Annotated in this window: 11 protein-coding genes and 5 tRNA genes; 4 read left to right on the top strand and 12 right to left on the bottom strand. The window is 31.9% G+C overall.

Annotation, left to right across the window (positions count from 1 at the left end; translation table 11 throughout):
• Positions 1–8: 8 nt before the first annotated feature.
• The 6 genes from M2651_RS11180 to M2651_RS11155 all read right to left on the bottom strand — a co-directional run bounded on the left by M2651_RS11180 (position 9) and on the right by M2651_RS11155 (position 7363).
• On the bottom strand, positions 9–965 hold the full coding sequence (locus tag M2651_RS11180) for a carbohydrate kinase family protein (RefSeq protein WP_252132431.1): 957 nt from the start codon (positions 963–965) through the stop codon (positions 9–11).
• A 101-nt stretch (positions 966–1066) separates the two neighbouring features.
• The gene (locus tag M2651_RS11175; RefSeq protein ID WP_252132430.1) at positions 1067–2530 is read right to left on the bottom strand and encodes a glycoside hydrolase family 32 protein; all 1464 of its coding nucleotides are present in this window, start codon (positions 2528–2530) and stop codon (positions 1067–1069) included.
• 11 nt (positions 2531–2541) lie between these two features.
• The gene (locus M2651_RS11170) at positions 2542–4218 is read right to left on the bottom strand and encodes a glycoside hydrolase family 13 protein (RefSeq protein WP_252132429.1); all 1677 of its coding nucleotides are present in this window, start codon (positions 4216–4218) and stop codon (positions 2542–2544) included.
• Positions 4219–4239: 21 nt separating this feature from the next.
• Entirely contained in the window at positions 4240–5073 is an 834-nt protein-coding gene (locus M2651_RS11165) for a carbohydrate ABC transporter permease (RefSeq protein WP_252132428.1), read from the bottom strand.
• Positions 5073–5957, bottom strand: coding sequence for a carbohydrate ABC transporter permease (locus M2651_RS11160; protein ID WP_252132427.1), 885 nt, complete (start codon positions 5955–5957; stop codon positions 5073–5075). Before M2651_RS11160 ends, M2651_RS11165 begins: the two co-directional genes overlap by 1 nt.
• 89 nt (positions 5958–6046) lie before the next feature.
• Positions 6047–7363, bottom strand: coding sequence for an ABC transporter substrate-binding protein (locus tag M2651_RS11155; protein WP_252132426.1), 1317 nt, complete (start codon positions 7361–7363; stop codon positions 6047–6049).
• A gap of 298 nt (positions 7364–7661) precedes the next feature.
• Here M2651_RS11155 and M2651_RS14465 point away from each other — a divergent pair, with 298 nt between their 5' ends.
• Together M2651_RS14465 and M2651_RS11150 are read left to right on the top strand one after the other, a co-directional pair.
• Entirely contained in the window at positions 7662–7922 is a 261-nt protein-coding gene (locus M2651_RS14465; protein WP_350338298.1) for a site-specific integrase, read from the top strand.
• 133 nt (positions 7923–8055) lie between these two features.
• A complete protein-coding gene (locus M2651_RS11150; protein WP_252132425.1) occupies positions 8056–9249 on the top strand; it encodes a S8 family serine peptidase in 1194 nt (397 codons plus the stop codon).
• Between the two features lie 32 nt (positions 9250–9281).
• On the opposite strand, the gene M2651_RS11145 is transcribed toward M2651_RS11150, so the two are convergent.
• Positions 9282–10490 (bottom strand): M23 family metallopeptidase, encoded by a 1209-nt coding sequence (locus M2651_RS11145; RefSeq protein WP_252132424.1) that lies wholly within the window; start codon positions 10488–10490, stop codon positions 9282–9284.
• Positions 10491–10746: 256 nt separating this feature from the next.
• On the opposite strand from M2651_RS11145, the gene M2651_RS11140 reads away from it, so the two are divergent.
• On the top strand, positions 10747–11733 hold the full coding sequence (locus M2651_RS11140) for a DnaD domain protein (RefSeq protein ID WP_252132423.1): 987 nt from the start codon (positions 10747–10749) through the stop codon (positions 11731–11733).
• Positions 11726–12706 (top strand): ATP-binding protein, encoded by a 981-nt coding sequence (locus M2651_RS11135; protein ID WP_252132422.1) that lies wholly within the window; start codon positions 11726–11728, stop codon positions 12704–12706. The genes M2651_RS11140 and M2651_RS11135 overlap by 8 nt, the downstream gene beginning before the upstream one ends.
• A gap of 82 nt (positions 12707–12788) precedes the next feature.
• Here M2651_RS11135 and M2651_RS11130 read toward each other — a convergent pair.
• From M2651_RS11130 to M2651_RS11110, 5 genes are all read right to left on the bottom strand, one after another.
• Positions 12789–12865: transfer RNA gene (locus M2651_RS11130), tRNA-Asp, on the bottom strand.
• A 28-nt stretch (positions 12866–12893) separates the two neighbouring features.
• Positions 12894–12969: transfer RNA gene (locus M2651_RS11125), tRNA-Val, on the bottom strand.
• Positions 12970–12973: 4 nt separating this feature from the next.
• Positions 12974–13048: transfer RNA gene (locus tag M2651_RS11120), tRNA-Glu, on the bottom strand.
• A 9-nt stretch (positions 13049–13057) separates the two neighbouring features.
• Positions 13058–13132 (bottom strand) — tRNA-Thr (locus tag M2651_RS11115).
• 5 nt (positions 13133–13137) lie between these two features.
• Positions 13138–13214 (bottom strand) — tRNA-Asp (locus M2651_RS11110).
• Positions 13215–13305 lie beyond the last annotated feature (91 nt).

The following is a 13305-nucleotide window of genomic DNA, read 5'->3' as shown; positions in this document are numbered from 1 at the left end:
GCCGCCTCCTATAAACCATACATCTTTTTTATTTCTTCAAGCTTTGGTAAATCAACCACTGCTCCAGTATACTTTAATTTGTATGCACTAACTGCAAAACCCAATTTTAACGCATCTTTAATAGTATACCCTTTTATAATGGAAGCATAAAAACCTGACCAAAAAGCATCTCCTGCTCCTGTAGTGTCTGCTACTTCTGTTGCCAAAGTGTTAAATTTAATAGTTTCTACCCCATTTGAAACTATTGCTCCGTCTTTTCCAAGAGTCATAATTACAAGCTTAGCACCAAGCTTTAAAAACTTTTCTATCTGATTCTCATTTGTATCTTTTCCAAACAATCTTTCTGCATCATCCTCCGATGGTTTTACAATATCAACCTTACTTACTATTGACTTAACATATTCAATCCCATTTTCACCTTTCTGCCATATCATCGGATGATAATTAGGGTCAAAACACACTAACATATTATTTTTTCTCGCCTGCTCAATAACTTTTAAAATAGTATTTCTAACTGGCGTTCTTGATATTGGCCAGCAGGAAAAATGAACTATTTTAGAATTTTTTAAAGCCTCTTTAAGCTCATTTGTATATTCCATATAATAGTCTGCTTCTCTATAAAATATAGGGATTGGTGTTGCTTTACTCTTTGTAACTACAACCATGCTTGTTGAGTAATCTACTTGCTGAATACAGCCAGTATCAATATTAAACTGTTTCAAATGATTTATTAAAAATCTTCCAAATCCATCTTTACCAACTGCTGAGGCAACGAGTGAATTTATTCCCAGCTTTTTTACATTCATAGCAATATTAGCTGGAGAACCACCAAAAAACTTATTATAAGTATTGCATTCAAAATTATCACCGTAATCTGCTGAAATCATATCAATTAAAATTTCTCCTACGGTTAGAATATCATTTGACTTATCTTGAAACTGTATCTTATCTTCAAACTTAAACATACTATCCCTCCAAAGCGTTTATGTAAACCGATTGACATATGCAGTGTTTATATAACAAGCCAGTTGTACAATATTTACATACAGCTTGTTACTTATAAACTCTATTTTATATCCCATTTTATAAGGGATAATATATTACAATCACCTTTTGAGAAAACCTTCAAGTTAATAGACTCTCTGCTTGGATATATTCTTCCTGTCATAACCTTCTCTCCTTCATTGATAAACACTTCAACGGAAGATTTATCAACAAATATTTGCAAATTTAACTTATTGTCTATAAGCTCTACTTCTGTTTTTCTTTCTCCCTTAGGACCTATTCCTGATTTATCACGATTAAATATAAATAACTTATCTTCTACACTATATGTCAATACTGTTTCTTCAGTCTCAGAAGTTCTAAGTTTTATTCCGAACTCTTTTGAGTGCTTCGCATCAAAAATTATTTGAAGCTCATAGCTGTCTCCAGTTATAGGAAGCAAGTTTTCTCCATTAACGCTTATATTTTCTAAAGAAACTTCATTCTTTCTATAATTTTCTATTTCAGAAACGGGTTTAAAAAATAGTTTATTATCTTTTAATACAACCTCTCTTGGAAGAGTCATAGCTCCACACCAATTATCTCCTCTCTCTTGAGTGGGAAACTTACTTTCCCACATTTCCATCCAAGCTACTACTATTCTTCTGCCTTTACTATCTAAAGCAGTTTGTGGAGCATAAAAGTCAAAGCCGTAATCAACTGGATTATAACCATTTATATTAAATATACCTTTTTTTAAATCTAAATTACCTGTTATATAAACTGTAGAATGGATATTATGATAATTATTCCCCTGTGGCTTCATGTATTGCGGTGAAACCATCAATATATCCTTACCGTTTATCTTGAATAAGTCAGGACATTCCCATGTTGTTCCTATGTTTCCATCACTTTTAGCTAATATATTTACAAAATCCCAATTTATTAAATTCTTAGACTTATACAAAAGAACTTGACCATTTCCTTTTTCATCATTTGAACCTAATACCATATAATAAATATCATCTATTTTAAAAACCTTAGGATCACGACAATCTTTTTTGTTAGCTGCTTCTGGAATTTGATTACTATTTATTACAGGATTCCCATGGTATTTTTCAAAAAAAATTCCGTTTTCTGAATAAGCAATTCCCTGAGTTTGCTTATAATCTTTTGATTTATCCACTCCAGTATATACATGGCCTGTATATACAAGATAAAGCTTTCCGTCCTTTTCAATAGAAGTACCTGAAAAACAGCCATCTTTATCAAAGTTTGTATCCGGAGCTAAAGCTATAGGTTCATAGCTCCACTTAACTAAATCCTCGCTTACAGCATGCCCCCAGTGCATAGGCCCCCAAACCGCTTCATAAGGATAATGCTGATAAAACAAGTGATATTTACCCTTATAATATATAAATCCATTTGGATCATTAATCCAACCATACTCACCCATTAAGTGGTAGTTCAATCTATATTCCTTATTTAACTTATGTTTGTTATTTTTTATAAATTCATTAGCTTCCTGTAATTTATCTCTTACCATTAAAAGCACTCCTAGACAAGCTCTAAAACCACTGCTTCATAAGCTTTTAGTTCTATATTTTTGTTATTTAAATCAATATTTTCATAATTAGATATAATGACTTCTCTTACATTATAATCAAGCTTTAACTGAATATTTTTATCAGTAAAATTAGAAAGTATTAAAATTTGTTTTCCATTATATTCTCTTATATATCCAAATACATCCCCATGTTCTTCTAAAAACTTTATATACTTGCCATATACTATTACATCTGTATATTTACTGAACTTACGAAGTCTAATTAAATTCTTATAAAAGTTTAATAGAGAATTTTCATTCTTTAAATTAGCTTCTACATTTATATCTTTATAATTAGGATTTACTTTTAGCCATGGTTTACCCTTGGTAAATCCAGCATTTTCACTGTTATCCCACTGCATTGGAGTCCTTGCATTATCTCTGCTTCTTCTATGAAGTGCTGCTAAGGCTTCCTCTTTTGAATATCCTTCACTTAAAGCATCTTTATATTGACCAATCGAAGCAATATCGTCATAGTCTTCTATAGATTCATATTTAACATTAGTCATTCCTATTTCTTGTCCTTGATAAATGAATGGAATTCCTTTCAAGAAAAAATAAGTCACTGCTAACATTTTTGCAGATACTAAACTAATATCCTCTTCTTTAATAAATTTATTTAATGATCTTGGCTGGTCATGGTTTTCAAGATATAAGGCACCAAAACCAATTTCATTATAAACTTCCTGGCTTTTTTTAATAGCACTTTTAAAATCTAAAATAGTCCATTTTCTAGGTTTGTACCATTTTCCATCCGCATTTATGTCTAAATCCACATGCTCAAATTCAAAAAGCAAATCAAAGAAACCATCTTTTCCAGCATACCTGCTAAGTTTCTCCTTAGGAACACCAGGCGCTTCAGCTACAGTTAAAATATCATACTTAGCAAAAGTATTTTCTTTAAGCTCGGCTAAAAACTCTTCTATTCCTTCTTGATTTAAGCAAGCACCATTTACATGAACTAATTTTTCCTTCCCATTAGGTTTTAAATCTTTAAAATCATTTCCTTTTTTTATATAAGTTATAGCATCTACCCTAAAACCTCCGATGCCTTTATCAAGCCAATAATTTATCATTTGGTATAAATCTTTTCTTACTTTCGGATTCTCCCAATTTAAATCTGGCTGTTTTTCAGCAAAAACATGCAAATAATACTGATTAGAAACTTCGTCGTACTTCCATGCAGAACCGCCAAAAATTGATTCCCAATTATTTGGCTGACTTCCATCTTCTTTTGGATCTCTCCATATATAATAATCTCTTTTAGGGCTGTCTTTTGATGCTTTAGATTCTATAAACCATGCATGTTCATCAGAAGTATGATTTATAACTAAGTCCATAATTATTTTTATGTTTCTTTTCTTACCTTCTTCTATTAAAGCATTCATATCTTCCATAGAGCCAAACTGTTTTTCTATATCATAGTAATCTGAAACATCGTAGCCATTGTCAGCCATAGGACTTTTATAAACAGGACTTAACCATATAACGTCAATACCTAAATCCTTTAAATAATCTAATTTTGAAATAATACCCTTTAGGTCACCTATTCCATCGTTATCTGAATCATAAAAACTTTTAGGGTAAATTTGATAAACTATACTTTTTTCCCACCATTTTTTATTCAAAATAACATCATCCTTTATACTTTATTTAATAGCTCCTTCTATTACACCCTTAATAATTTGTTTTTGCATCAATAAATAGAAAATAATTACCGGAATAATTGTTAAAATTAATGCTGCCATAGCCATTCCATAATCTGAAGTATATTTACCAAAGAAGTAGAACATTGATAACGGAAGTGTTCTTTGATCCTCTCCTATTAAAACTAATGATGGAAGCAGGAAATCATTCCATATCCAAAGAACATCAAGTATTGCAATAGTTATAGTTGTAGTCTTTAATAGTGGTAATATTATCTTAAAAAACACTTGAATAGGTGAAGCTCCATCTATAATTGCTGCTTCTTCTAACTCTACAGGTATGCTGGTTATAAAACCATGATACATAAATGTAGCCAAACTTAATCCAAAACCTAAATAAAAGAAGCATAACATCCATTTACTGTTTAGAAGGTTTAAGCTTCCATATATCTTAACGAACGGTATCATTAAAGCTTGGAAAGGAATAATCATAGAAACAACTAAAGTTACAAATATAAGTTTATTTATTTTCCAGTTCCATCTTGCTAAGAAATAAGCCAGCATAGCTGAAAATATTATTATTAAAGACACTGATACTACTGTTATAATTAATGAGTTAAAAAATCCATTCATAAAATTCATTGTTCTAAAAGCATCAGTATAATTTTTAAAATTTATATTTTCTCCTAAAGTAAGCGGACTTTTAATAATTTCAGCTCTTTTCTTTAAAGAGTTTACTAATACCATAAAGAAAGGATATAAATAAAGTAAGAGCAATATTGTAGACAGCACAAGTACTAGCCCTGCTTTAATTCTTTTAGCAGCCTTTACCCCCATTATTCTGAAACCTCCATTCTCTTCATTATAACTACTTGAGTTACTGCAATTATTGCAACTATTACAAACAGAATTAACGCTTTAGCTTGACCTGAAGAATAATTTTGTGATAAGAACGCATCATTATAAACGTGCATTGCTATAAGCTCAGTTGATCTGTAAGGACCTCCTCTTGTAAGAGAAAGGTTTGTATCGTAAACCATAAAGCTTCTTTGCAAAGTTAAAAATAAACTTATAGTAAAGGCTGGCACCATTAGAGGCATTTTTATGCTGATAAGCTGTCTTAAAGATGATGCTCCATCTATATATGAAGCCTCCATAACACTTTTTGATATACCCATAATTCCAGCAATATATATAAGCATCATATAGCCTGAGCTTTGCCATACTCCAACTATAACTAAAGTCCAAAAAGCCTTTTGCGGCTCAGCCAACCAGGAAGTAGACAATATCTTAATATCCAGTGTTTGTCCTACTGATACAAATACTCTTGAAAATATGAACTGCCATATAAATCCTAGTATTACTCCACCTATTAAGTTTGGAGTAAAAAATCCGGTTCTAAAGAAATTTTGTCCTTTAAACCCGCTTGTAACAAGCAGTGCTAAAGCAAAGGCTATAACATTAGTTAGTACCACTGTTATAATTACATATTTAAAAGTAAATCCTAAAGAACCCCAAAAATCTGCATCTTTAAAAGCAACTATATAATTACTAATTCCAACAAAATCTGCTGTTTTAGACGCACCCGTAGAACTAGTAAAAGTCATATATAAACCTAATAAAAATGGTATTACTATTACAACTAAAAAAGCTGATAACGGCACAAAAGCAAATAACATAAATATTTTCAGCTTTGAACTGAAGCTCTTTTCGTTATACATTCTTTCTCTCCTTCATAAATAATAATTAATATTATTAATAATGGAATAAGAATTAATTCCTATTCCATTATTACTTATTATTTAAATTTCTATTTTGCAGTCTTCCAATATGTCTCAAACTCTGATATAAGTCCAGCTCTGTCAATCTTATCAACTAAATATTTCTGCATTGAAGCACCCATCTTTGGCCATCCATCTGCTGGATAATAAGTGTTCATCCACTCTAAAGTCTGCTTGCTGGACATATACTGTAGAATATTGTTTGAAAGCGGATCAGTTGGTTTTGCATTAAAATTAGTATATACAGGTATGAAATTTAAGCTGTTAACATAAATTTCTTGACCCTTTTTATCATTAACTAACCAATTTAAGAATTTCTTAGCTTCTTCCTGTTGCTCTTTGCTTGATTGTGAAGCATCCACACACCAATAAGAAGGAACTCCTACAGATATTTGACTGTTTCCATAGTCAGCTGCATTATTACTAATTGGTACTGGTAAGAATCCATATTCACCTGAAGCATCAAGCTCCTTAATTTGTGGATAAGCCCAATTTCCCATAAACCATAATCCAACTTCACCTGTACCAAGCTTTTCTGGTCCTTCTTCATATTGAGGAGCTAATGGTGATGCTTTTGCTGAATTATACTTCTTCATAACATCAAAAGTATCTAACCAGCCATTAAATTGCTTATTATCTTTTAAACTAACTTTTCCAGCCTTTAAATCAGCCATGAATTTATGTCTTTCATCTCTGTTTTGAGATTGTGTTGTGAAAAACACGTTAGTAAAGTGAGCCCCTAAAGACCAATCCATTGGTGATATGTGAATAGCTTTCTTTCCTTTAGCTTCTATTTTTTTAAATAAATCTTCCAAGTCTTTTGTTGTTTTTATTGAAGCTGGATCAAAGTTTCCTCCAACTGCTTCATCTAATACTTTTTTATTATATATAAAACCGAAAGCTTCTACAGTTACAGGCATACCAAGAACCTTGTTATCCACTTTTACGTAGTCAAGCGTTCCTTCCATAGCATTTTTTACCCAAGATTCATTTGATAAGTCCAAATACTTATCTTTAAAGCTTCCAAATTCTTGTCCAACCATCATTATAGTAGGAGCATTACCTGAAGCATATAAAGATGTCATCTTTTCGTAAGCATTTTGACCTGCTAAAGGTATCATAGTTATCTTAGCATTATTGCTTTCCTTGTTATACTCAGCAAGCATTTCTTCAAACTGTTTTGCCACTTCAGGCTTACCCATAAGAATACTTATCTCAACTTTTTTACCAGGAGCTGCTTGATTATTACTTGTATTATCTTGAGCTGCTTTCTTACCGCATCCAGCCAATACTGAAGCTGCTAAGCTTACTGATAATACTAAAGATAATATCTTTGTTCTTTTCATGTTTTTCCTCCTCATAATTATTAAATTATACTTTATCTTGGCGGCCACCATTTATCTTTTGAAAACCTTTAATGTACAATTTAATTATATGACTATTATTAATATATGTCAACCGTTTAACACATATCTTTCAGAAAATTTTATATATAAATAAAATAATAGCTGCATTTAATACAAATAAATTTAACTTTACTGTAAAGTGTATAATATGATAAGATTAAAAGATATAAACATTATAGTTAAAATACTAAAGTATTTGAAAAATATCAAGCTATCTTATTAGAAAAGGTGAACATTAATGATAGAGGAGTTCATAAAGTATCTAAAGAAATATAAAAAAAGCCAAAAAACAATATCATTATATACAAATGTAGTTGAAGAATTCGAAAAGTGGTATAACGAAAACCATAACTGTGAATTACGTCGTTTAAAAAAGAGTGATTTAATAGAATTTGAAAAATATTTAGAGCATAACAAGCACTATAAACTATCTACAATTAAAGTTAAGATTAGTATATTGCTTCAATTTAGCATTTTTCTTCTGTATTATTATGTTTAATTTATTTTGTATTTAACTATATGTATTTTGCTGAAAAATAAATTCTTAAAAAATAATAAAATTCTTATTAAACCGTATCAATACAACAAAGTATTCATAATATATAATGGTATCAATTTTTCAGGAGGATTGAATGTTCTCTCTAAAAAGCAAACTGGACTATAATCTTAAATCAGCTTTAGCTTCTAATAACTATAAACATTACAGAGTAATAATCCATTGCAAAAATTTAAGAGAAAATATAGAGAAAAAAATAAACTCCTTTAAAGCAGAGCTCATTAGATCCATACCTTCATTAAATTGTATAAGTGCCAGCTTATCAGCAAGTGCTTTAGAAAGACTTTTAGAACTTCCAGAAGTATCTTATATAACTTTTGATACAAATGCTTTTTTATGCGGAAGCAGTGTATTAAGTGCTAATGGTATAGCATTTCAGGAAAGATACAAACTGACCGGAAAAGGAATTGGAATAGGCTTGATTGACAGCGGTACTTATCCTCATGTAGACCTTTCTGCTCCAAATAATAAAATAAAAAAATTTATTGACATATTAAATGGCATAAAATATCCCTATGATGATAATGGACATGGAACCTTTATGAGCGGTATAATTTGCAGCAACGGTTCCGCCTCAAAAGGAATGTACAGAGGAATTGCTGAAAACAGCCATCTATTCTCTGTAAAAGCCTTCAACAGCATAGGCAGAGGATTTATATCAGATATTCTCTATGCCATAGAGCTTATACTTAATGAAAGCAAAGAATATAACATAAAAGTAATATGTCTACCCTTTGAAGTTGTGGACTATAATCCATTCATACTTTCACTTTTTTCAAAACTGTTTGATATAGCAGTACAAAAGGGTATTGTAGTTGTTGTTCCAAGCGGAAATAGCGGAAATAAAGAAAGCTCTATAAAAGGCATTGCTACTTTAAGTAATTGCATTACCGTAGCTGGATTAGACACTAGAAAAGGCATAAAACCTTATATATATTCCTCCTGCGGTCCTTATGGAAAACTTGAAAAACCAGATATAGCTGCAGCATGTGTGGATATATGCTCTTTAAATACCAATAAAGACTATGTTTCAGAAAGAAACGGCTCAAGAGTGTATGCTTATCCATTGGATAATCCTTATACTACTTATACAGGCACCTCCTGCGCCGCTGCTTTTATAAGCGGTGTTTGTGCACTACTTTTTGAAAATAAACCCGACTTGCCTTTTAAAGATATTATTGCTCTTTTAAAAGTTTCCTGCAAACTTTTAGATATGTTCAAATGGTCTCAAGGTGCAGGAATGCTAGAAATAAACAAGCTTTTACCTTAAATAAAAAGACCTCGTTTTGAGGTCTTTTTATTTTAACTGCCTTTTATACTCTTTAAATAAGGAGCCGGATCCTTAGGTATACCATTTACTCTTACCTCAAAGTGAAGATGAGGCCCTGTACTGTTTCCTGTGCTTCCAACTTCCCCTATCTTATCACCTTTCTTAACAGTTTGCCCCTCTGATACCAATAGCTTGCTGCAATGTCCATAGTAAGTTTCAAGGCCATCCTTATGCTTAAGCTTTATAAGCATACCATAGCCAGTTGCCCAGCCTGAATAGGTTACAGTTCCATCAAGGGCTGCGTATATAGGAGTTCCCAAGTCCGCCGCTATATCCAGGCCTTCGTGCATTCTGCCCCACCTCATTCCAAAACCTGAAGATATAGTTCCACGGGATGGTGAAGCTAAAAGAGTACTGTTAACAGCCGCAGCACTTTTTGTACCTTTTAACACAATTTTATCCTTTGGTGCTACAGTTATTTTTTCACTTATAATTTTAGACGAGATAATTTTACTATTTTCCATTGTTATCTGTTTTACTACTGTTTTTTGTCCATTCTTACCTTCACTCTGCACCTTAGTCTGCCCCAAAGGCAAATCATTTGTAGGCTGTACAATAGTTCTAGGTAATGCTGTTACTTTACTCTCAACAGTTCCTGTAATTTCTATAGTTACAACAGGCTTATTTGACTTTAAGTTTACATCTTTAATTCTTTCACTAACCCTATCTACAGTATCTACCTCTGAAAGCATCACTTTTTTCTTAGAATATGTAATCTTATTTTTTACCCTGCTTTCTTTAACTTTAAGACCACTTTTATCTGCATAATAATTTGCTACTTTATTAAGTGCCTGTTTTCCTTCTGATTCATTAGCTACTATAGCAATTTCTTTTCCATCGCAAAGCATTGACAGAGCATCTATTTGTATACCGCTGTTTTGTATTATGGCTTTATCTAAAAGCTTTTCATCAATAAAATAATCTTCAGTAACCGTTGACTTATATACAGCTATACTATCTTTTAATTTTGAAGTCTTAAATCTTTTTTCCACTTCATCGCCTAAAGCTTTAATTTTGCTGAAAATACTGTTATCAACTTTTACATATGCTACAACTTTATCTTCTACTCTAATCTCATAAGCATTAGGCTTATTTATCTTATAGTAAACAGAGGATACTGCCAGGGTTATAACTATAACTATGAAACTTAAAAACTTACATTGCTTACTGTTAGAATTCAAAAATACATCCTCTCCTCTCACCTTATGTAATATACCCAATATTTTCACAAAATATAATTATTTTTGTAATATATCCATGTTTATGAATAAAAATTAATTAAGTGTTCATATTCTATAGATATCCAATTATTAAATTAATCACTTAAGAAATAAATATTGATTTTGAACTTTGTTGAGTGCAGAACTATATTTTGTTATAATAAATTTATGCAATACTACATATTGTATAAAATTAGCAAAGAAAGGTTGTGGTGCTGTGAGCACTTTTATATTTAAAAGCAAGGCTCAGGCCTATACACCAGTAAGCAATATTTTCATAGACAATTACATGACAAAAGCTCGAGGAGATTTTGTTAAAGTTTATCTTTTAGGACTAAAATACTGTATGTCTGGGGAACTTGGCGTAAGTTCATCAATACTTGCAAGCACACTTCATCTTCTTGAAACAGATGTATTAAATGCCTGGAATTATTGGAATGATGAAGGTGTTATTAAAATGGTACCTATAGATAATATGGGAAACTTTAATATACAATTTTTAGATTTAAACGAGTCTATAGAAGAAAATATTGATAGTGTAAATCTTCTGCAGGAATTAAATAAAGATACTACAAAAGGCATGCTTCAAGAAATAGAAAAATTACTTGCAAGAACACTTTCGCCAAAGGAAATGAGTCTTTATATAGGATGGCAGAAGGAATACGGCTTCCCTCCTGAACTTATATTGCTTTTAATCCAATATTGTGTTTCTAAAGGAAAGACTGACTATAGATATATAGAAAAGATAGCAATGGCTTGGTATGATTCCAAGATTAAAACCGTTGATGAAGCTCAGTCTTATATAAAAAGACATGAAGACAAATGGATTAAAATCAGACGAATACTCACATATTTAGGAATAAAAGACGGAGAAGTAATGAAACCACAGGAAGATATGCTGGATAAATGGGTTAATGTATATAAGTTTCCTCTTGAAGTAATATATAAAGCTATAGATATATGCTTTGAAAGAATAAATAAAGCTGAATTTAAATATATTGATGGAATTTTGAGCAGCTGGTTTAAGGAAGGTCTTTTTACACTTGAAGATATAGCTAAAAAAGATGTTAAAAAAGCAAACACAAAGAAAAATAATAATTTTAGACCTAACCCAAACAGCACCTTTAACAACTTTGAGCAGAGAACTTATAATTTTGACGAACTTGAGAAAAAGTTATTAGGATGGGAGACTACCGATGATTAATGGTTATCAAGCTGAAATAGCAAAAATCTACGAAAATATAAGAGAAAATGAAGCCAAAGCACTTTCAAAACGAAGAAAAGAAATTGAAGAAAAGCTGCCTGAAGTTTTAGAACTTGAACGAAAAATAGGAAAGCTTTGCGTAGAGCTTTCCATAAGTGCTTTTAAAGATATTCAAAACAGAGATGAGTACTTAAAAAACCTGAGAGAAAGAATAACAGACTTAAGAGTTCAAAAATCTGAGCTTTTATTTAAAAACGGCTATCCTATAAATTATCTTGAACATAATTTTAAATGTGAAAAATGCCAGGATACTGGCTTTATAGGAAATCAAAAATGTTCCTGCTATAAACAGCATCTTGTTAAGGTATACTATAAAAACTCAGACTTAAACGAGTTAATTAAAGAAAATAATTTTGACAACTTTAATATTGAGTACTACTCTCCAAGAAAATCTGGCAGCGAACCTGAAAGCCCTAAAAAAAACATAGAAAAAATTTTTACAAGATGCATGAATTTTATAAGAAATTTTGATTCTACTAATGAAAATTTATTATTCTATGGAAATTCCGGCACAGGCAAAACCTTTTTATCAAACTGTATTGCAAAGGAACTGCTTGATAAAGGCTATCTTGTTGTTTACAGAACTGCTGAAAGCCTTATACAAAATTTAAAACGCGTACGCTTTGATGGAGATGAACTTTTAGAAGAGCTACTTATAAACTGCGACCTGCTCATTATAGATGACTTAGGAACAGAACAAATCAGTGATTTTTCAAAAACGGAGCTTTTTAATCTTTTAAATAAAAAGATTTTAAAAAATAAAAAGATGATTGTTTCAACTAACTGCAAGCTTGAAGAAATACTGCAAATTTATTCTGAAAGAATTAGTTCAAGACTTTTAGGCAATTTTTCACTTTACAAATTCTTTGGCGATGATATAAGAATAAAGAAAAATTTAAGCAAAGCAAAATAAGGCAGGAAAGAACCTGCCTTATTTTTATAATACAACATTCTTAAAAAAATAAAAATCCTAAACAAATGTTTAGGATTTTTATTGGCGACCCAGAAGGGGCTCGAACCCTCGACCTCCGGCGTGACAGGCCGGCACTCTAACCAACTGAGCCACTGGGCCATATTTAATTTTAGTGATTTAATCACTATGGTGGGCACAACAGGGATCGAACCTGTGACCCTCTGCTTGTAAGGCAGATGCTCTCCCAGCTGAGCTATGCGCCCATAGTGGTGACTCATAGGGGAATCGAACCCCTGTTACCACCGTGAAAGGGTGGTGTCTTGACCGCTTGACCAATGAGCCATATTTAATTGGAGCTGGCAATAGGAATCGAACCTACAACCTGCTGATTACAAGTCAGCTGCTCTACCGTTGAGCCATGCCAGCTTAAATGGCGACCCAGAAGGGGCTCGAACCCTCGACCTCCGGCGTGACAGGCCGGCACTCTAACCAACTGAGCCACTGGGCCATTTTAATTTTAGTGATTTAATCACTATGGTGGGCACAACAGGGATCGAACCTGTGACCCTCTGCTTGTAAGGCAGATGCTCTCCCAGCTG

This window comes from Clostridium caldaquaticum (genome assembly GCF_023806125.1).
Classification (GTDB): Bacteria; Bacillota; Clostridia; order Clostridiales; family Clostridiaceae; genus Clostridium_AT; species Clostridium_AT caldaquaticum.
This window is presented reverse-complemented; position numbering and strand designations above follow the sequence as displayed.